The organism is Pseudobacteroides cellulosolvens ATCC 35603 = DSM 2933 (genome assembly GCF_001262605.1).
In the GTDB taxonomy this organism is placed as follows: Bacteria; Bacillota; Clostridia; order Acetivibrionales; family DSM-2933; genus Pseudobacteroides; species Pseudobacteroides cellulosolvens.
The window spans coordinates 1426221-1447125 of sequence record NZ_LGTC01000001.1; the positions used below are offsets into that span (position 1 = coordinate 1426221).

A 20905-nucleotide genomic window follows, 5' to 3' on the forward strand; every position below is an offset into this window, starting at 1 on the left:
ACGAATTTCCAGTACCCGAAAAATAATATAACTCAGCCTTATTCACATCCATAATCACTCCTTTTTTAATATTTTATTTGCACAAAATATTCTGTAGTCCATGATTATATAAATTAGTATCCTGATGCATTAAAATGCTTCGCCAGAATTATGACATCTTTAATATTTACAGCATTATCCTTATTTATATCTGCATCAATATTATAGTTAACATCACCGGTTATAGCATTAAATGATTTGGCTATTTGTATAACATCGCTCATGTTTATACTGTTGTCCCCAACACCATTTACCGGTATATCTCCTGCCCACATAATCAAAGGCACTTCATTAGTAGCAATCTGTATGTCTTTTGATAAATCAATATTTTTTATTTCTCTTAAAAGGAATCCCTTCTTGCTTATCCTAATACTTAAAGCAGTGTTTTTAGGAACATTCGCAAGCTCAAAGTATCCATTTGCATCTGTTGTTGCAGATATATTACCGCCTGGAATTTCCACCAAAAATCCCAAATTAAGATTTACATTTGACTCAATATCTGTACCTACATAACCGGAAACTTTATATGAAGTCGGTGTAGGTGTTACAACATCATCAACCTTAAATACTGCTGTTAAGTTAAGGTTCGCTGAAGGCGTTACGGTAATTGTATCGGAAGATGCATCCACCCCGGCTGCTCCTTCCCAATGATCAAACTTATAGCCTGCCTGCGGTACTGCCTTGATGGTAACGGGAACGCCCTTAAAATATGTACCTGTCCAAGCTTCAGCATTTGTCACCCCCGGTGTATCTGATTTAACATCCAAGGAATTTATCCTTATAAAGCCCTGTTGTGCCACGGAATTTAATTTTATTGAGGCTGTCCCTGTCACACCGTTGGTACCAAACTTACTTACAATATGCTGTCTCACAATTGCAGGCCTGTTTGAAGCATAAGACTTTATTACCTCAATATCCTTGGACCATGTAGCATCTGTAGGCCTTGTTGCTGTCATCTTAATTTTATTCCAGCGTTTGCTGTGCTCAGGCATAGCAGCTTCGATGGCTGATTTAGCTTCGTCAACTATCGTATTGATTCTCACCGGATCGAATGTAGTATTTATATGGTCTGCAAACCTGTTTATAAACTCATTTCTGAATTCAGTATTTTGTAGAAGTGTTTTAAGAAGAAATACCGCCCATGGATAATTGCTTCTTCCTCCTTCAGCGTACTCTAAAGTGGCGTAATTTAATGTGTTATGGTTAACGCTGCTATTATATAACCCTAATCCGAAATCCATGTCTTTTACAAACCATCTCCACCTTCCGTCTTGTCCAATAGGTGCTTCAGGATGGTATTTTCCATCATCTGTTTTGTATTTCCACATACTCACATTATTACCTGGCCAATCGGTATTTCCAAAGAAAATTTCCGATATGTTGTAGTCTATAAAATTGCTTACATCCATTTTTGTTTTAATTTGCTCATAGGTAGCATTCTGGGTTATAGAGTTTGACTTAAGATAGTTGGTTATGTCATTCATGAATGCATCGGCATCAGCTTGTGTACCTTCCTGAACATCAATTTTTTCAGTAGTGTTTGCTACATAGTCCAGTATAGCCACATTGTCCTTTTCCAAGTTGAAATGAGATGCAAGGTAATGCTTATCGTACCTTTCACGTATGTTGTAAATTCCCCAATACTCTCCATTTAAGAACACAACCGACGGCCTGTAAGCCATTGTTTCAACATCCAAATGGGATACAATTTTGTGCATTACTTCGTCCCTCATCATAGTACTGGCCCAGTCATTTCCTGCATTTCGTATAAGCAGGGTTTTGAAGCTGTTCAGCTTCTTTCCGTTAGCTTCCTTTGTAAGGCCCGGGAATATATCATATTTGAAACTATCGGTGTCACCATAGCCTTCTGCATACATCCTGAATGTCTTCTGAGGATATTTTCTAGACCAGCCTCCGTGAAGCCTCACACCGCTGTCATGGGAAAATCCCAAAGTTCCATCCTTTTCAAAAAACTCCATATGCATAGGGCGTTCCCACTCCTGGCCTTCATTCAGGAAGTTACCGTTAACATAAATTCCCGTATTATTATCAAATAAATTTGCCTCATCCGTTACCAGTGATATAACAGGCAGATTATATCTGGTTTTCATATTGGGATCAACAAAATATGAATGGGTTATAATCTTACTCTTTTTACCGTCGGATTTTACAACAACTGCTTTAATGGTAGTGCACTTAAACACTTCTCCAGTGGGTGCAATCCAGGGAGCATTCTTGTCACCTGAAATATTTTGTATCATTGAAAGTACATTTGCTTCTCCTGCCCTGCTTTTAACATTTATACTTCCAGTATATTCAAATGTTCCTGCTGCACCTGGCACAGGATCTGACCCATTTTTGGTATAATATATTTTCGCATTAGTTTCTGTAGTAGTCAGCTCCAAGTTTATAGCATCGTTATAAAAGCCTCCCTTGTATGAAAATACAGGTTCTCCTATAACTGCTATAGGTTCGACGAAAACGTTTGCCGACTTTGGAGTTGATTTAGCCGATATGACCATTTCAGAAACACCGTCTATCTTTCGCTGATAGGATTGGTCATCTGCAGTACTTAAGGTTTTAACCATGTCTACAACTGTTCCATCAGGCATTTTTAATGTAATTGTTTCACCTGATGAACTGATTTTAAAATTGGTATGAAGCTGTCCGTCCATAGCTACTTTATCTTTGTCTGAAGCCCATACAAGCAAATAACCTTTTGCAGGAACAACTCCTTTTGGAAAAGTCCATGAAGCAGCGTCGTCAGATATTGTATACCCTGTAAGATCAATGGATTCCGAGCTGTTGTTGTAAATCTCAATCCAGTCTGAATAGGCACCGCCCTTAGCACCATCTTTGGTGTCTTCTACATCGCCATCTCTTATAACGGTAGCATTTGAAGCCATTACTTCATTGATAAATAGTGCTTGTGCCGAATCCGCTGTGGTATCAAGACCAACGCCTGAGGTAACTGCTGTCAAAATAAGTGAAGCAGTTAAAGAAAGTGATAAACCTCTTTTCATATAATCTCCCCTTAATAATAATAAAATGAAAGCACCATTTTTATTCAGGAGTTTTATATTTTATAAATCAAATGAGTATCTTATAATAGATTAAAATCAATAAATCTTTTACGTTTATCTATCGCAAAATACCGTTAAAGCATTCGTTATTTTACTCTGCTAAATGTAAGATTAATAGTGATTTTAATATAGATAAATCATTCACTATGCTGTTATATGTAATAATTCTCATACATATATAATTCGAAGTATGGTAGCAAAAATGTAGAATAAACAGTCAACAGATAATTTTATGGTTAAATGTGCCTTCTCAATATAATAATAAATTAAAATTTGAATTATTGAAACATATTTTTCAAAATTTCTTAAAATATTTTACCATTAGCATGTAAATATATTCCTTATTTTTCATACTACAAAAACAATGGATACAAATATTAAAATTTCTAACATCTGTACCCATAAATAACTTTACTTGTCATTTTAATTGTATTTTCAATAGCGTTATGGCACTCACGGAATGCTCCTTCTCCTACAACTTTTACAGCCAGCTTAGCCTATCACTTACCGGAGGAGAAGGTGCCCATGATTTTTCTTTTGAAAGTACCATTTTGTAAACCATCTCTTTACCGCCTTCTAACACTTTCAAGTAAACCTTGCAGTAATTTGAATGGTCAACATTGGTAGAAAGTGTCGGATCACTCATTTGCCAGAATTGTATCTGACCGATTCTAACATCCATTCCCTTAAATTTGCCTTCAAATAATTTTCCGTCCTCCATATCCTTAATAATTTTATCTACCTTGACTTTTAAATCCTTTGCTTTCTTAGAGTCCGGGAATGTGCTAAATCCCGTAACATACCAGGAGCTATCCTTTTTAATCATTTCGAGTGCACTTCCAACGCCTGAACCTGCTCCGGCAGAATTACGGCAGATACCGTTTACAACAACAGACGCTCTGTCGCCTTTTTGAGACATTTTACTAATAAAAATATCTGTTACATAGCAATCCGAACCAATAAAATGGCTCTTTCTATCATTAAATGTTGTAGTAATATCGAAAAAGCCCATTTGGGGAGGATTCTCTGAGTTTATATAATATTTCACTGCTGCATCATAATCCTTTATATCTGCCATTCTGAATTTTAAGTATGTGTCCATAGCTCCACGCAAAGCTTTAAAAAGTTTTACCTCCTCGTTCGCTGCATCGTAAATTCTGCCTATTTTCTCATTTTGTTCATGAATAACTTTCTCCACATTATTTAAAGTATACTCCAAATCAATTATTTCATTTAACGGTCCGCTTGTATATGCAGATCCACCATCAGGTGTTATGGATATGTATGGGCCCGTCACTGGTACTCTGGCCTTTTCATTCCCTTTATCATCGCAAATGCAAAGCATGAAAATATTTTTCTCAACATCATAAGATTTTACGGTATAAAGGAAGTAACCTCCTAATGCAAATTTCACATCATACACATATTCCTTTGTAATTTCCCTTGATTCCGGCTTTTCCAAATCCTCATAATATTGAAGGCCAAAGCCTGATTCACCTATTTGTAAAACTGCATTTTTATAATAGTCCCGAAATCTGCCGCAGGACAGTGATTTCAAAACATTTCCTGTGCTATCGGTGAGAACTGTTCTGCTTTCATTCAATCTGCCGCCGCTTTTTTTCTGTTCCACTTCATCTACTATAAGGTTTTCTGTTGCAAAATAACGATTATTGCCGTAAGTTCCTTTATAATAAAGTCTGATATCGGTTTCGTAGCAGTGAAGAGTTTTACCGTCTTTGAAATTGTATATGGTACCGTTTATAAGGTTGGAATGTTCTGTGTAAATTGAATTGCCATCGGGAGACCAGCCAAAGTAAGTAACCCTGTCATGTATAAGACTGTCCTCCAACAGCAGTTTATTTTTTTCAGTGTCATATACTGTCAGCCTTTCTCCTCCGCAAAAGGCAACCATATTCCCAATCGTGTTCCATTTGCAATAGGATATAAACGGTGTCCCTTCCGAAATGATATTCTTTTTGCCTGTTGAAATATTTAATGCGATAAGATTTATATTCTGGTGAGTATCACCTTTTAAAGCTTTTAAAATCTTGGTTTTATCATCTGTCTTTCCTACCTTGTCTGTCCTTTCCATGTAAAAGATTGTCGTATTATCAGGAGATTTCGTTAAAGGTATGGCAATTTTCGGCAGTGTTGTTGTATCAATATCCATAAATCTCGTATCGGTGTCATTCAAAATACTAACAGACGGTTTTACAGTTGATACATTCTTGGTCACTAAAGTATTGGTTGGACTTACTTTTTTCTCTTGTGTGCTGCTGCAGGAAGATAAAAGCATTAATGCTAATACACACAATATAAAGGTAAATTTTTTATTCATGATTGTTGTTCCTTTCTTATATCTATATACATTATTTTTCCTTATTATTATAAAAAATGAGATTTACAATATAATTAACAAGATGTAACAATCTTGTAAATTCGAACTGCAGCATCATATTTGCTGAGAATTTTGCCTGTCTCAATCTTTTATCTCTCAGTTTATTCTTTTGATAATGATCCAAACCTTCCATATAAGGAATTATTTTACCACAATGTTGAAATAGGTCATAAATTGAAAATAGACTTGTTTAATACTATAATATATAATTATTTTAGGGAAAATAATGGCTTTTGGAATAGCATATGCTTGGAGGAATGTATGGATATATTAGGCAATATAAGCCTTATCACTTCATTAGTAGCCGGGATCTTTAGCATTATACTGATAAAATGTAAAAATAACGCGAAATTTGCACTTAAGGCAGGTCTTTTATCCAGTTCTTTTATTATAGTTTCATCCTTTGTGCTTATTTATCTTTTAATAAGTGGCAACTTTTCCATTGAGTATGTATTCAAAAACACCGACCGTGATCTTCCTCTTATATACAAAATTTCTGCATTGTGGTCGAGTTCTTCAGGTTCTCTCCTCCTATGGGCTACCTGCATTTCCATTGTTTATATTTTTATCTATGGTTTATTTTATTTTAAAAAGAACCAAAACCATAAATATTTAATGTGCTTAACAGCCACAACAACCATCTTGAATCTAGCATTTCTAGTTGTTTTGATCTTTATAAATAACCCCTTTAAAATTGTTGGTGCAAATAGTGACGGATTTGGCCTCAACCCTTCCCTTCAAAGTATTGGTATGGTCTTTCATCCTCCGTTAGTCATGATTTCGTACTCCTGCCTTTTTGCTGCATTTGCTTCCAATCTATATGAAATACTTTATTCCAGGTCTATTGGACAAGCAGTACAGCAACATCAGAACGAACAGCCTGCAATTTCTGAATTACAATTTACAAGAAATGTTGCTCTTTTGGGATGGGTAATTCTAACAGCAGGTATTGTAAGCGGCGGGATATGGGCATATAGCGAACTTGGATGGGGTGGATACTGGAATTGGGACCCTATAGAAAATTCAGCTTTGGTTACATGGCTGCTTGCCACAGCATACCTACATTTATTTCATCTGAAAAAAAACAATACTATTAATGACCGTCCATTATTCATTTTAATATCTGCAACCGCTTTCTCAATTCTTTTTGGCACCTTTTTGGCAAGAAGCGGTATTCTCAACTCGGTTCATGCATACTCAAATCATGGCAGCAAAATATTCTTTTTAGTGATACTGGTAAGCTTGACTATCATATGCTTGTCTGTTTTTATTGCTGTTTTCAGAAAAAGAGAGAAAAATAAACTCTCCAAATTTGATTTTAATCGTTTTAAGCTATATATCCCACCATTTCTTATGGTAATATTGGCAATAATTATTATGTTGATGACTATATACCCAATGTTTTCTTCAGATGGTTCATCAATTTCAGAAAAAACCTATGATTTTCTTTTTGGTATTGTAGGGCTCATTATTGTACTTAGTTCAACAATTTTTTTCTCATTAAGGCATATAACAAACAAATTAAAGCTATTTATCATTTCAATTTCACTAATATCAGGAGCAGCTACTGTATTCCTTCCAGCCTTCGCATCATATCCTTTATTTACAAGGATTTCACTTGCAGTTTGTGCATTTTGTTTGGTTTCTATATTCTTAAGCTTCGCATTAAGTATAAATAATCTATTTAACAACACTAATTTTTTGACAACATTTATAATTCACCTTTCCATTGTAATAATTGCATTTGGTTTTATTGGCACCAGGAGCATGAAAGTAGAAACAAGCAGTGTAATTGATAAAAATGGAACAATCAGTATAGGAAATCACAAATTAAAGCTAATATCTTTATCCGTTGATGACGGACCAAAGATAAAGACTTGGACTGCAAGATTATCTTATTATAACGGAAAAATCACTAAGGATATAAACACATCACTTCAATTTTACAAAAAAAAGAAGGTTTATCACTCTGAAGCATTTATAATGCACTCATTTAAAGAAGATCTATATATTATCGTTGAGAATTCATCAGATGACGGAAGTGTGCTTTTTAAAGTATCATTATTCAAATGGATTTCACTTTTGTGGGCTGGTATTATTTTGATGGTTTTGGCCTCATTGCTCCTCTTTTGGAAGAAGTTATGCGGCAACGCATATTTTATATAAATTTTTACTTTATTTTATTTATTCTAAGTAAGGAGGAATGTATACTATGGCAAGACGTGTTTTAAAATCCATCATTTTTATTTGCATCCTGTCACTGCTTGTTTTCAGCAGTATACAAATCTTTTCCGAAGGGGTTGTAACCCCGATTAAGGGAGGCAAGGTAGCAGTTGATTACATGGAGCCTGATGCATACTCTGAAAAGAGACTTGCTGAAGGTAAAGCCATGTTTGAAGCTAAATGTGCAGTCTGTCATACCGATAGCGGAAGAGATATGGTATATTTTGGTGACCCTGATTTCAGTGCCACAAGAGTAGCAGGAAGTGTCAAAAAATTTGCCGGTTCATCAAGTGACCCTGAGATTGGAGAAAAAGTTTATGAATATCTCAGATACAATAATGACGGCCCTTTTATGAGTCAGGATGATCCGTTTTTACAGCCTGGCCCATTAAGTCTGGAGCCTGGCGGCGGAAACCCAGTGCTTTCAAGAGATCAAGATTTCTGGGGTTCACTTACAGGACATAAAATTCCGACACCTGATGACGTCAATATCGAAAATCTTTGGAATACATATGATATGAAAAAGGTAATTGTTCCATACCGTACTGCAAGTTGGATGGAATTCATGCCTCATGAGGTTCCTCTTAAAGCAGCTGTTAATGAAGTTAGAAGTCTTTTCAACAAACAGAGGTATAATCTAAACAGTTTGCCGCTGTCAAATAAGGGGTTGGGAAGTTATTTCGGCTATAGTGCAAACAGCATATACAAAAAATATCAATTTGCAAGTCATGATTTCTCAAAAACCGATCATTCAAAAGACTATTTGGAAGCTGTGTATAGTACTTCGCTGCTGTGTTGGTTGGGTGTCCTAGATTTTGAATACGGACTTCCACAACGTGTAAACAACAAATGGAACGGAGAATGGAAATGGGGTAACCAGGAAAACACAGTACTATGGGGACCAGGTTCCAATCTGGATTGGCTTGACTCCTATGGAATAAACAAACAAGAAAGAATACATTCCAGGGAGCTTTATAGAAACAAATGGACTCAATATTCCACAATGTTTGTTACAGGTAAGAATGGAAGTTTTCAGCCTAATAGTTATTTTTACTTTGCTACAATGCCTTGGGGCTGTAAAACTTATGATGCCGGAACTTTTGGCGGTAAGAATGTCCAAATGTTAACCGGACTTCAAGGTTTTACCGAATTGTGGAACCATTCCAAGACTTACACTGCTGCATCATATCCTGGTACACAATCTCTTGGAAATTACGGTAATACAACGAGATGGTATTTAATGGCCGTTTCTTGGCCATATGAAGGCTTTATGAATTATAGCGGTGATAAGAAGACAGCTATAAATCCTTTCCTCGAGCTTATATATAGACAGTGGATGGCATCTATTGGTGCACCAGATGAGGAATTGAGGGATCCATATAGCGATTCGTATAATTTACCAACAGGAAACAAGGATTCTGAAAGATATACATGGCTAATACAATCATATAACAGCTTGCAGAGTGCCATGACAACCAGCCAGAAAGATTTTGTAAAATCATATATAAGGAGGATTTATCCAACAAATCCAACAAGTTATGCAAAGCCGTTTAGTCCTTCTAATTGGAGTTTAGTCGATCCTGCTCCTACAAAACCTGTAATCCTTCCATTTGGATCAGACACTGCAGTTGCAGAAAAACCATATGTTCTAAGGATAATAAGAGCTCAAGCAAAGGATGGAGATATCAAAATTACTGCCTCAGACCTTCCTAGCGGAGCAAAGCTGGTTGAAACAAAAGGAAAATGGGCAGCAAACGATTATGAATACTCTATTAACTGGACACCTACTAAAGATCAAGCCGGAAAATCCTATACAATAAATTTAACAGGAACTAGCAGTATGGGAACTACCAGTGTATCAACCACAATAAACGTAGTTTCATCAGAAAGTCCCGTAGTTCTTGATGATATACCCAGTTATTCAGTTTATGAAGGCCAGGAATTGGCATTCCCTCTTACCGTTCAAAACTATAATGCGGAAAATCTTCAATTCTCCATGGAGGGAAGCTTTGGAAAAGTAATTAACAATGCATGGAACACTGCTGGTATTTACATGCTTAAACCAGAAAAGAAAGATGTAGGTGTTCATACAGTTACATTTACTGTTAAAGATAAGTTAGGCAATACATCAACAAAGAGTGCAAAAATAACCGTTACAGCAAACAGCAAGCCAGAGGTTCAGTTAACACCAACTGGTTCCGGCCCCGGTAAAAACAAGAATATATACAGGGTTAAGGCTGGTGACACTTTGAAGCTGACCTTTGATGCTACCGATGCTGATGGAGACAAGATTGAAATAAGCAAAAACCCTGAATTCCCAGGAACTATAAATAATAATGTATATACTTATACTGTAGAAGATGAAATGGCAAAGAACTTCCCTGGTCCAAACGTTCTGACATTTGAAATAAAGGATCTGGCATCTAGTGGAAGTGCTTTTTCCTACCCTAAATACAAGGGTAGCGTAACAAAAAAAGTATTATTAGTATACTTTGAACCAAGGGATGCAAGTTCAAACCATACACCATGGGCAGTAGCAGGCTCTCCACAAACTGTAAAGAGCGGTCAAAAAGTTACACTTGATGGAACAGGATCGGATGACACCGACAAAGATCAAATAAAATATAAATGGAGTCAGGCCAGCGGTCCGAAAGTTGAATTGTCCGATACTTCAATTGCTAATCCAACTTTTAACGCACCAAATGTCACTACACCGACAATTTTAAAGTTTTACCTTACTGTAACGGATCCAGGTGGACTTAGCGACAGCGGTGTCGTTAGGGTTAAAGTTGACAATGGTGCTTCTAACCCAACTTCTAGTCCTAGCCCTACATCAACTGCTACTGTTAGCTCACTGACTGGTGATATTAATCAGGATAATATAGTAAACATGGCGGATGTAATAATGATGGCAAAAGAGTTTAATGGCAATAAACCCGGATCACCATGCGATATTAATGGAGACAGCATTATAAATATGTCTGATATTATTATTGTGGCTAAAAACTTTAACAAATCTGCCATAGCATAGACACTGAAAAAAAAACCGAAGGCCATGTCCCTTCGGTTTTTTAGGTATAAAGGAAATTTTATAGTGAAAATTATTTTTAATCATGACTATATTGTATACAAATATATTTCAAGTAAGACACTCAAAGACTTTTTTAAGATTATAAAGGGAGGGTACCTATATGATATCAGTATTTAATGCAAATAATTGTACTGAATATTTTTTAATGTTGGAAATACCTGATAAGAATTATATGTTTAGCGATATAGTGGAAAATATATTCGAAAAGTATAATGAGATATGCAAAAATAATGGTTTGGAGCAAAAATTTTTGATTTATATTAGAATATATTTAAGCGATATATATAATCAGGCAAGTTATATAAAAGAGTATTTATCTAATAATTATAATTCAATGTTTTATATATTGGTAGGACAAGCACCTGCTTCAGGTGCTAAAATTTCTCTTGAAGCATATTTTTGTAAGCCTCTAAATGAAGCTGATATAGAAAAAAATGTAGAAGAAAATACGGTGTCAATTAAACATGGAGCATATTTAACAAAGTGGGGAAATATTACACCTGATATAATAGGAGATTCATGCAAACAGACCGATGACATATTTAATAAACTTTCTTCCCAGGTTAGTGATCTAGGTGGTAATATTAAGGATAACGTTTTACGTACATGGATTTATGTACGTGATATAGACAACAATTATAGCGGCATGGTTAAATGCAGAACTAAATGGTTTGAAAATGAAAACATGACAAAAGATACACATTATATTGCTTCAACAGGAATTGAAGGTAAAAGCATTCTACCTTCTTCATTAGTGCAATTAAGTTATGTTTCATCAATTGGTATCAATAGTGAACAAATAGTTTTTATGAGTGTTCCTGATTATATGAATCCTACACATGAGTATGGTGTTACTTTTGAGCGTGGAACGAAAGTTGTCTATGGCGACAGATCCCACTATTATATTTCCGGTACAGCAAGCATAGACAATAAGGGTTTGGTACTTTTTCCGACTGATGTATTAAAGCAGATAGAACGTGCTTTTATAAATATAGAAGCACTTTTATCTAAATACTCTGCAAGTTTAAATGATCTAAAAGTAATGATAGTTTACTTAAGGGATTATTCTGATTATCAAATTATTCAAAATTATATAGAAGAACGTTTTAATGATACAATTCCTTATGTTATGCTTACTGCTCCAGTATGCAGACCTCTTTGGTTAGTAGAGATTGAATGTGTTGCCATAAATAATAATGGTGATGAAAAGTTCAAGGCTTTTTTATAAACTAATATAGAAGTTAGCCTGTCGCAGATCCAATAAAAAAATTGTAACCCATATCAAATGTAAGATTATTAGCACTTTTAATATAGTAAAAAATCAAGAATTACTTACATTCAAAAAAGGGAGTGTTGCAAAACCATAATTAGTTTTGTAACGCCCTTTTTTATATAAAAACAGCAAAATGTATATTACTTCCCACTACTGCAGGTCACTTAACACATTTATTTGTTAACATAATTTGTAATTAATTTAATCTGTTCATTTGTATGATGTGATATTTATGCAACCCGAGATTATACCTCAGTTTAAAAATTGATGTAAAATCAGTAATTATGTTATTTTAATTACTGTTATACATATAGTTACTTAGGAACAGATTTAAATACAATAACATAAGATGTAACGTAATGGAAATTATTAGAGGAGGTAATAATATGTACCCAGCATGCCCGGTATACTTAATGTACTCAATATATCAAACATGCCCAATTTATCGACAGCAGTATATGCAAAACAATATATACAATCAACCTTTGAGGATAAATCCTACTAATAATCCAAATTCAATTTATGAAGTAAACAACGCCTTGCTGAATCCAGTAGTAATCTAAGATTCTTGAAACCGCAGCTGATATTCCATTATTAACTGCTGTTGAATTTTATTTTGATTATTGACAATTATTTAGATCAGGAAAGGTGTTAAAAAATGATCGAGCCTACAAACTTTGCATTTCAAGTTACATATAGTTGTCCACTTTCATGTGCACATTGCTGTTTTTCCGCAGGGCCACACAATAAAGATAGATTATCACTAAATGTCATCAAGGATACTATTAAGGCTCTTAAATCTTCAAATGTTAAGTTAATTGCTTTTACGGGCGGAGAGCCTTTCTTACTCGGAAAGGATTTAATAGATGCTGTTGCTTATGCAAAAGAGAATGGATTTTCAACAAGAGTCATTACAAGTGCATTTTTTGCTAAAGATTTAAATAAAACTCAAACAGCCTTAATCCCACTGAAAGAAAGCGGATTGGATGAACTTTCCATCAGTTGGGATGACTATCATGAAGAATTTGTATCATTCAATTGTATTTCAAATGCATATAAAGTTGCCAATCAATTGGGAATAATGACAGGCATTAATGTAGTTCAATCAGCAAAATCACGTTGGACCAAAGAAAGAGTAGAGAGAGAACTAGGACGAGACTTATCTCCAAATGATATTATTTTAGAAAGTCCATTAAATTTAACTGGAAGAGCTGGAGAAAAATTAAAAGATTCCACTCACCGTCCAGAGCGGGTAATAGATCCTTGTCCCTACGTACTGACAGGACCTTCACTTAATCCTCAGAATAAATTACTCGCCTGTTGCGGTGTATTGCCTGTTGTAGATGAACTAATTCTGGATCCAAAATATCATCCTGAAAATTTAATATTAACACTGGAAAGTGCTAAAACCTCAACCTTGTTAAATTGGTTGCACTTAAGAGGACCATACGAAATTATTAAATGGATATGCAATAGATATTTTATTTCATTAATAGATAAAAACGAACTTGGTGGAAACTGTGAAGCATGCCGGATTCTTTATGAAACAAAGAAATTTTCGGAAAAGCTGCCTTCTGCTCTGGTTGAAAATTCAAAAAAAGTTTTTGATGAAATGCAGTTATTGAGTATTTTAGGGTTGCACAAACCTGTTTCCATATTGAATTTATGGAAGGAAGATTCAATTATTATTGATCCACCCCACCCTAAGTAATTATTATAAAGTTTTGTAACCCATAATCTGTTATATAATAAAAGGCACAAGATACGGCAGGAATTCATATCCTGCTGCATCTTGTGCCTATGAAAGTATTATAATTATGCCTGTGTATTAAATTTTGCTGCAACCATTATTACATCCCCAATGTTTATTGCTCCATCAACATTCAGGTCACAATTAACATCATAATTTGAGTCTGTGCTGACAGCATTAAACTTCTTTGCAATAATTATTACATCGGCCATGTTAATTACCCCGTCACCATTAACATCCACCTTGGATTTTTTAGATGTCGGAGTAGGTGTATTAGAAGGTGGTTGTGTTGTAGGTGGCTGCGTAGTAGGTGTTGTTACTACAGGTTTGGTTCCATCAGGTTCAGTTCCTCCTACAAGAACACCGTTATCATAAACACAGATATTTTCAGTCTTTACAGGTGTTCCTGTCCAATTGTCCTTTTCAATACTCAAACCTTGATGACTCCAGTCGTCCTTAGGATTCCAATAATTTTGCCAAGCATATGTTCCTAATGCAAATTGGTATTTTTTGTTAGAATTAGCAACTACAAAGTTTGGCCATTTTATTTCCACATAGTAAATTTTGTCTTTATAGAGATGAGGACCTGAAAGCTCAGCTGCATAATCAGTTTCTGCTGCCGTCTGATCATATAACTGCCTCATTTCTATACTATTAGGCTCAAGAGATGTCATTCCTGTAGAATCAAAATAGTATCTTACTGAAATATTTTTTGAAGTCTTTTTAACATCAGAACATACATAAAGTGTTATTTCAGTAGCCTTTGGTCCATCATCCTGTGCTATATCAACGCCAAATGCTTCTACCCAGTATGAATTACCACCGCTGGTGTTTCCAGGATCTATTATAACTTTTGGTGGGAAATCCGGTGTAACTTTCATTGAAGAGTCTCCGAAATATCTGTAAAGACCTGCACACGCTCCAACAAATGCAGCATTATAGTCTATTGTAACTTCGTTGTAGATATAATCTGATGTTACATCGATATGTTGGTCACTAGCACCTGGTCCACCGACTAAAGCTCCATAAAGTACATATTTATGTGGATCAGGATCTTCACATTTGGACAAACCGGATGCAGCTCTATGGTGTGGGAATTTTGCAGAAATATCACTATATCCTACTATATAGCAACGATTAATCGGATTATCTCCCATTAAATATTGCATCTGGGATTTTGCCCATTCTCCATATTTTGATGGTGTATCACCGTGATGCTTGTCATAAACAAGAGCTACCATCTGAGTAGCTGTATTATATCTTGCAGAACCCCATTGATTAAGGAATGAGTATCCCCCTGGTGTTATTTTTGGAACTGTACCATTCATCCAGTTATCTACCAATTTGGCTATCTGACTCCAGAAATCTATAGTTTCATAAGGACTCTTATTAGCAGCTTTTCTGTATTTATCTTCAAATGTCTGTCCATCTTTATCATATTTGTCGTTTATTTCACCTAAAATACATGCTGTACCTGCCCATACATCATTCCAACAATGTGTCCAGCAGGAAGGTGCATAATAATCATAATATTTCCATACTTCATCTAAATAATGATCATCCTCAGTTGCTAAATAAAGCCATGAAGCAGCCCAACAGTAATCATCCTGCCATTTGGATGAAGCATAATATCCCTTAGGACCGTCATCATTGCATTTCCTTTTTGCAGGATCAATTCTCTCTGCAAACTCAAATAAAGCTTTTGCATATTTAAGATTTTTCTCTGCATACTCAGGATCTTCATCTTTAAAATTCAAGTAGTTAACCGCAAGAGAAGCTGCAGCTGCCGACACACAGTCAGTTGAAGGCAGTTCTTCAGTTGCAAACCAACCCCTTCTGAACATTTCATCTACTTCTGGTGCATTCCAGTAAGCATGGTCAATATCACCATCACCTACTTGGTAGCAAAAAGCTATAGCTTTACCTGAAGCATCTAAATATGTAGACTTCATAAAATAATCATTAAAATATCTTAATATTGTTTTAGTATGAGTATCTTGTCCGGTAGCTTCATATTGTTCTCTAAATTCGTAAAATCCCCATCCTACCGTAGATCCGGAATATGCTTCAGGCATGCCGAACTTTACATGGTCACCTGCATCGTGGAAGCCTCCTGAAACATCTAGTTTCCCATCTCCATCCGGATCAAGTATGCTTTTATTCTTGCTTATGAAACTATCTGACATATTAGTATTTTTTGAATCAAGCGGAAGCTCTGTATCATAAACATGACAATCACTTCTCCAATTGTATAGGTTGTTTTCATCAACACCGGCACCACACATGTTGGCATCATAGAAGAATTGAGAATACTGCAATGCTTTTGCATAGTTAAATTCTACATCTGCAGCATTAAGAGTAACAGGAGTAACTGATGTAGCAAGTATGAAAGCACTCAAAATTACAGCTCCGGCTTTTTTTGAAAAATTTTTCTTATTTTTCATCGTATCTCTTCCTTTCTAAAATTTAAATAAACAGGTAATAAATTTACTCTCTCTACACCTCCATAACATTGATATGATTACTTTTCTCTCTAAATTAATCTTACTATATTTTCATTCGCCATACAATTATAAAATTGCCATAAAAACCATGTTTTCAATAAGGTGCGTCACTTCCATCTAAAGGGCAGTATAATACACTAATATCTTATATAAAATTATAACATTATTTAGTTGTTGTATATTATATTAAGGTTGATTTTGTCCATATTAATTAGCAGTATATTATACAAAACCATACTAATGTATGACAGAATCATACTGTAAAATATATATTACAGCACCTAAACTGTCATTATTAAAAGGGGGAAAATTTTATGCTAAAGACTATGTTTAAGTTTCTTGTGTTAATGCTGATATTGGTAATCAGTATCAACATAGCATCTGTCCAGAGCGTTGCGTACATCACATTTTCAGACATTATAACCACTTCCGACGGATACACCTTTAATACACAAACAGGTATGATAACTGGTTATTCCGGAAATGGCGGAGATATTGAAATTCCGAGCCAGATAAATGACATAAAGGTTATTGGTCTTGACACTGGTGCATTTTATAACCGCACTAATTTAAAAAACGTGACAATTCCAGACAGCATTACAAGCCTTGGTTATGGTGTTTTTGCAAGTTGTGATCTTACAAGCTTAACCATCTCCAAAACACCAAAAGATTTTTTCAAATCCGACGAAGGCGGCCCTTTTGCCGATTGCAATATAAAAAACATCATACTTGAAGATGGAACTACCTCTATTGAAGATTTTGAATTTGCTCTTATTACTTCCCTACCAACTATAAACACATTGGCTTTTACATCAGAGGTACATGAGAATTTTCAGCAGAATGTTAATATGCACCTATGGGCGGCATTTTGGATGGAGCCAATCAGAACATATATGGAACACTTATGACTATGCAGCGTATTTGGGGCTGTTGCACTAAGAAATTAGTGTAGGAGCCTTTTTTACTTGCAAAAAACAATTGCCAGACTATTCAAAGTCCGGCAAAAGGTGTAAAATATTTTTATGCTAGTAAAAAATTTAACACATAAAGATTATACTACGCACGGTGGTTTCTATCAATTAAAATTGCCGTTAAATGTTGAATGTATGATTCCGAATGATGATTCTGTAAGGTTGCTGGGTCAAATTGTAGAGGAGATGAATTTATCAGAATTATATAAGACTTATTCCCGTTTAAGGAAAAAACAAGCAACCCCAACACAGATGCTGAAGATCATGCTATATGCTTATATGAATAGTAATTATTCTACAAGGAAAATCGAAAGAGCCTGCAAGCGGGACATTAATTATATGTACCTTCTTGAAGGCTCGCCTGCTCCGGATTATACAACAATTGCAAGATTCAGAAGTATTCATTTTGCACCTGTTTCAGAAAATCTTTTGGCACAGTTTACGCAGATGCTTGCTGAAAACAAAGAAATTTCAATGAAAAATCTATTTATTGATGGGACAAAGCTTGAAGCTGCATCAAATAAATATACTTTTGTCTGGAAAGGTTCTGTCACTAAGAATCAGAAAAAACTGATGGATAAGCTCCCAACTTTTTTAAAACAAACAGAAGAGAATTTTGGATTTAAGATTTTATATGGTGAAGAAATCAAGATGCACCATTTGAAAAAGCTCAGACGTAAACTTTGCAAAATAAAAAACGATGAAGATATTCAATTTGTCTCTGGTATAGGAAAAAGAAAATCTCCTCTCCAAAAAACATTTGAACAGCTGGATGAATACATATCAAGGCTCAAGAAATATAATAAGCATCTGCATCTTATGGGGGATAGAAATAGCTATTCAAAGACAGACCCTGATGCAACCTTCATGAGGATGAAAGAAGATGCTATGAAGAATGGGCAATTAAAACCCGGCTACAACATTCAGTTTGGGGTAGATGCTGAATATATAGTATGGATTAGTGCTGGACCACAGCCTACAGATACAACCACGCTAATACCATTTTTAGACAGCATAAAGAGTCGTTTGAAGTATACTTACAGAAATATAGTTGCAGACTCAGGCTATGAAAGTGAGGAAAACTACGTCTATCTCGATGAGAACGGTCAGCTTGCTTTTATCAAACCTTCCAATTATGAAATTAGTAAGACACGGAAATATAAAACTGATATCAGTAGGAAGGAAAATATGAGCTATGACAAAGAAAACGACTTTTATATATGTAGCAGCGGTAAAAAGCTTGTAGCCACAGGGATTAAATTCAGCAAAAGCAAGACTGGCTATAGAAGTGAGAAAACCTGTTATACATGTGAAGATTGCACTCAATGCCCTATTAAATCAAAATGCATTAAGGGAAACAGCAAAAAGCCATTGGAAGAACGAACCAAGCATCTTGAAGTTTCAAAACTATTTCAGCAAAAACGTGAGGCAGCGATAACCAGAATCCTTAGTGATGAGGGAAAAGAGCTCAGAATGAACCGAAGTATTCAGTCTGAAGGTGCTTTTGGAGAAATAAAACAAGATATGGGATTCAGACGTTTTTTGTGTAAAGGGAAAAAGAATATCTTGGCAGAATGTATTCTTCTTGGCTTAGCTCATAATGTAAACAAACTGCACAACAAAATTCAGTCAGAACGATGTTCTACATATTTACATCCATTAAAAACAGCTTAGATAAAAATGTTTATAATAAAGAGCATAAATCAGTAAGCTTTATTTGCTATACTCTTTTTTCAAAAGAAAGAAAAAGAATATAATATTTTGGTTAAAATATTTCACTATCATTATAGAAATGGGGCGTTGTACTACGATTATAAATCGTAATTGCAACAGCCCCTTTTATATTTAACATGTTTAGGAAATCGCCTATAATGACAAATTATTATGTACCCGATATATATTGAGGCATGAATAAAATCCATTAAAATCAGGTGAACATATTGTTTATTATATTGCTATATATGTCAATGGCATCATCAAGCTTTCTATTGGTAAATTCGATGCTAAAAAAGAATAAAACGCCTGTAGGTAAAATGTTTATTTACTTATTATCCGGATTGCTGTATAGCGGCTTAATGGATGCTTTAACACTGCGGGGATTTATATTTTCTCTTCCTGATGACAATAGTCTTTATAACATATTTTACAGATCAAAGGATATACCAATTTACTTTATCCCGGTAATATTTTTGGTAATGAGTCTTGTTTATATAAATCCCAATATTAATACCACAAACCCCAAATATTTATGGTTATGGGTTGTTCCCATCGTAAGTTCGGCCATGTGGGCTACTAATGATTGGCATGGCTTGCTCTGGAAAGTTTATGATATACATACCGGTAAAACTGTTATAGGCTTTTACGGTTATTTTCATGTCATTTACCTATATACATGTGTTGTTATTGGATTTTACAACTTCTTGCGATACGCATTAATAAATTCTGCAATATATTTTAAACAGTTGCTTTTTATTATATTAGGTATTATACCTCCTATGATACTAAGCATAACCAGTCTGTTCTTCAAACCTTTCACTCCTGATGATACAGTTATATCTTTTTCATTTACTGCGGTATTTTTCTGGATAGCCATTAATAAATATGGTTTTTGTGACATAACACCAATTGCATTAAAAACTATAATGGACCATATGTCTGAGGCTCTTATTATCATTGATAAGAATTTTGTTATTGTAGACTATAACAAAAAGTTCTTTGATTTATTCAGCAATTCTCTAAAGATAAACATAGGCAGCAGCTTTCTTAATATCGCAAAAGAACTGGAAATATCATATGTAGAAAGTGCAATAGATAATCCATGTTACTATAGCACCGATGAATATAGTAATATTAAGCCTCAGGAAAAAAGATACATTCTAAATGATATTGAAATGTTTTTTGAAATCGAACCAGCTGTGATTACCCTAAATAAAAAGAATATGGGGCAGATTATTCTGTTTAAGGATGTTACCAGACTACATGAAAGTATGACTGCATTAAAGGAATTAGCTGACAAGGACGGATTAACCGGCGTATTTAACAGAAGGGTATTTAGTGAACAGTATGCTGAAAGAGTCTCGAGAATATTAAATTATACCAAACATACTACAGATACCCGCAATATTGAGGACTTTGGCATAGCAATACTGGATATTGATGATTTTAAAAAGGTTAATGATAAATATGGACATGCGGCAGGTGACGAAATTTTAAATCAACTGGTAAAGGTACTTCTTGATAATATCCGTAATGGTGATATTGTATGCAGATATGGAGGAGAAGAATTTGTCATACTTTTTAGTAATACAGATAAAGAAACAATCATTACCATTGCTGAAAGAATCAGAAAAAAAGTCGAAGGTTATGAATTCGATTTTGGGAGTCGTTTACCAAAAGGTCACATCACTATAAGTATAGGAGTTGCCACATACATAAACGACTCATTGGAATCGAACAGAGATTTGTTTCAGATAGCAGATGAGAGAATGTATAAGGCTAAGACTAAAGGCAAAAATCAATTAGTATACAAATAGTATCATGCTGTAACATTTATAATGCTAAAGCCTCATAGTT

General features: G+C 34.8%; 10 protein-coding genes. 7 read left to right on the plus strand and 3 right to left on the minus strand.

Annotation, left to right across the window (positions count from 1 at the left end):
• Positions 1-113 precede the first annotated feature (113 nt).
• Both Bccel_RS05995 and Bccel_RS06000 read right to left on the minus strand, forming a co-directional pair.
• Positions 114-3062, minus strand: a complete 2949-nt coding sequence (locus Bccel_RS05995) for a CotH kinase family protein (protein ID WP_050753177.1) — start codon at positions 3060-3062, stop codon at positions 114-116.
• 541 nt (positions 3063-3603) lie between these two features.
• On the minus strand, positions 3604-5460 hold the full coding sequence (locus tag Bccel_RS06000; RefSeq protein WP_152965944.1) for a hypothetical protein: 1857 nt from the start codon (positions 5458-5460) through the stop codon (positions 3604-3606).
• A gap of 321 nt (positions 5461-5781) precedes the next feature.
• Here Bccel_RS06000 and ccsA point away from each other — a divergent pair, with 321 nt between their 5' ends.
• The 4 genes from ccsA (at position 5782) to Bccel_RS06025 (ending at position 13818) form a co-directional block, all read left to right on the plus strand.
• On the plus strand, positions 5782-7686 hold the full coding sequence (ccsA, locus tag Bccel_RS06010) for a cytochrome c biogenesis protein CcsA (RefSeq protein ID WP_036945097.1): 1905 nt from the start codon (positions 5782-5784) through the stop codon (positions 7684-7686).
• A gap of 46 nt (positions 7687-7732) precedes the next feature.
• Entirely contained in the window at positions 7733-10774 is a 3042-nt protein-coding gene (locus Bccel_RS06015; RefSeq protein WP_036945094.1) for a PKD domain-containing protein, read from the plus strand.
• Between the two features lie 160 nt (positions 10775-10934).
• A complete protein-coding gene (locus Bccel_RS06020) occupies positions 10935-12062 on the plus strand; it encodes a Rid family hydrolase (protein WP_050753178.1) in 1128 nt (375 codons plus the stop codon).
• Positions 12063-12765: 703 nt separating this feature from the next.
• A complete protein-coding gene (locus Bccel_RS06025; RefSeq protein WP_036945093.1) occupies positions 12766-13818 on the plus strand; it encodes a radical SAM protein in 1053 nt (350 codons plus the stop codon).
• A gap of 104 nt (positions 13819-13922) precedes the next feature.
• Here Bccel_RS06025 and Bccel_RS06030 read toward each other — a convergent pair whose 3' ends face one another.
• A complete protein-coding gene (locus tag Bccel_RS06030; RefSeq protein WP_036945091.1) occupies positions 13923-16301 on the minus strand; it encodes a glycoside hydrolase family 9 protein in 2379 nt (792 codons plus the stop codon).
• Between the two features lie 374 nt (positions 16302-16675).
• Between Bccel_RS06030 and Bccel_RS06035 the strand changes: the two genes are divergently transcribed.
• The 3 genes from Bccel_RS06035 (at position 16676) to Bccel_RS06045 (ending at position 20865) form a co-directional block, all read left to right on the plus strand.
• Complete coding sequence (locus Bccel_RS06035; protein WP_036945090.1) at positions 16676-17269, plus strand: leucine-rich repeat protein; 594 nt, start codon at positions 16676-16678, stop codon at positions 17267-17269.
• Positions 17270-17383: 114 nt separating this feature from the next.
• Positions 17384-19006, plus strand: coding sequence for an IS1182 family transposase (locus tag Bccel_RS06040; RefSeq protein WP_050753179.1), 1623 nt, complete (start codon positions 17384-17386; stop codon positions 19004-19006).
• A gap of 266 nt (positions 19007-19272) precedes the next feature.
• Entirely contained in the window at positions 19273-20865 is a 1593-nt protein-coding gene (locus tag Bccel_RS06045; protein ID WP_036944356.1) for a histidine kinase N-terminal 7TM domain-containing diguanylate cyclase, read from the plus strand.
• The last annotated feature ends 40 nt before the right edge of the window (positions 20866-20905 follow it).

Excerpts from the sequence above, each read along its gene's own strand:
- Bccel_RS05995 (WP_050753177.1), bottom strand. The coding sequence starts at position 3,062 with ATGAAAAGAGGTTTATCACTTTCTTTAACTGCTTCACTTATTTTGACA.
- Bccel_RS06000 (WP_152965944.1), bottom strand. The coding sequence starts at position 5,460 with ATGAATAAAAAATTTACCTTTATATTGTGTGTATTAGCATTAATGCTT.
- ccsA (WP_036945097.1), top strand. The coding sequence starts at position 5,782 with ATGGATATATTAGGCAATATAAGCCTTATCACTTCATTAGTAGCCGGG.
- Bccel_RS06015 (WP_036945094.1), top strand. The coding sequence starts at position 7,733 with ATGGCAAGACGTGTTTTAAAATCCATCATTTTTATTTGCATCCTGTCA.
- Bccel_RS06020 (WP_050753178.1), top strand. The coding sequence starts at position 10,935 with ATGATATCAGTATTTAATGCAAATAATTGTACTGAATATTTTTTAATG.
- Bccel_RS06025 (WP_036945093.1), top strand. The coding sequence starts at position 12,766 with ATGATCGAGCCTACAAACTTTGCATTTCAAGTTACATATAGTTGTCCA.
- Bccel_RS06030 (WP_036945091.1), bottom strand. The coding sequence starts at position 16,301 with ATGAAAAATAAGAAAAATTTTTCAAAAAAAGCCGGAGCTGTAATTTTG.
- Bccel_RS06035 (WP_036945090.1), top strand. The coding sequence starts at position 16,676 with ATGCTAAAGACTATGTTTAAGTTTCTTGTGTTAATGCTGATATTGGTA.
- Bccel_RS06040 (WP_050753179.1), top strand. The coding sequence starts at position 17,384 with ATGCTAGTAAAAAATTTAACACATAAAGATTATACTACGCACGGTGGT.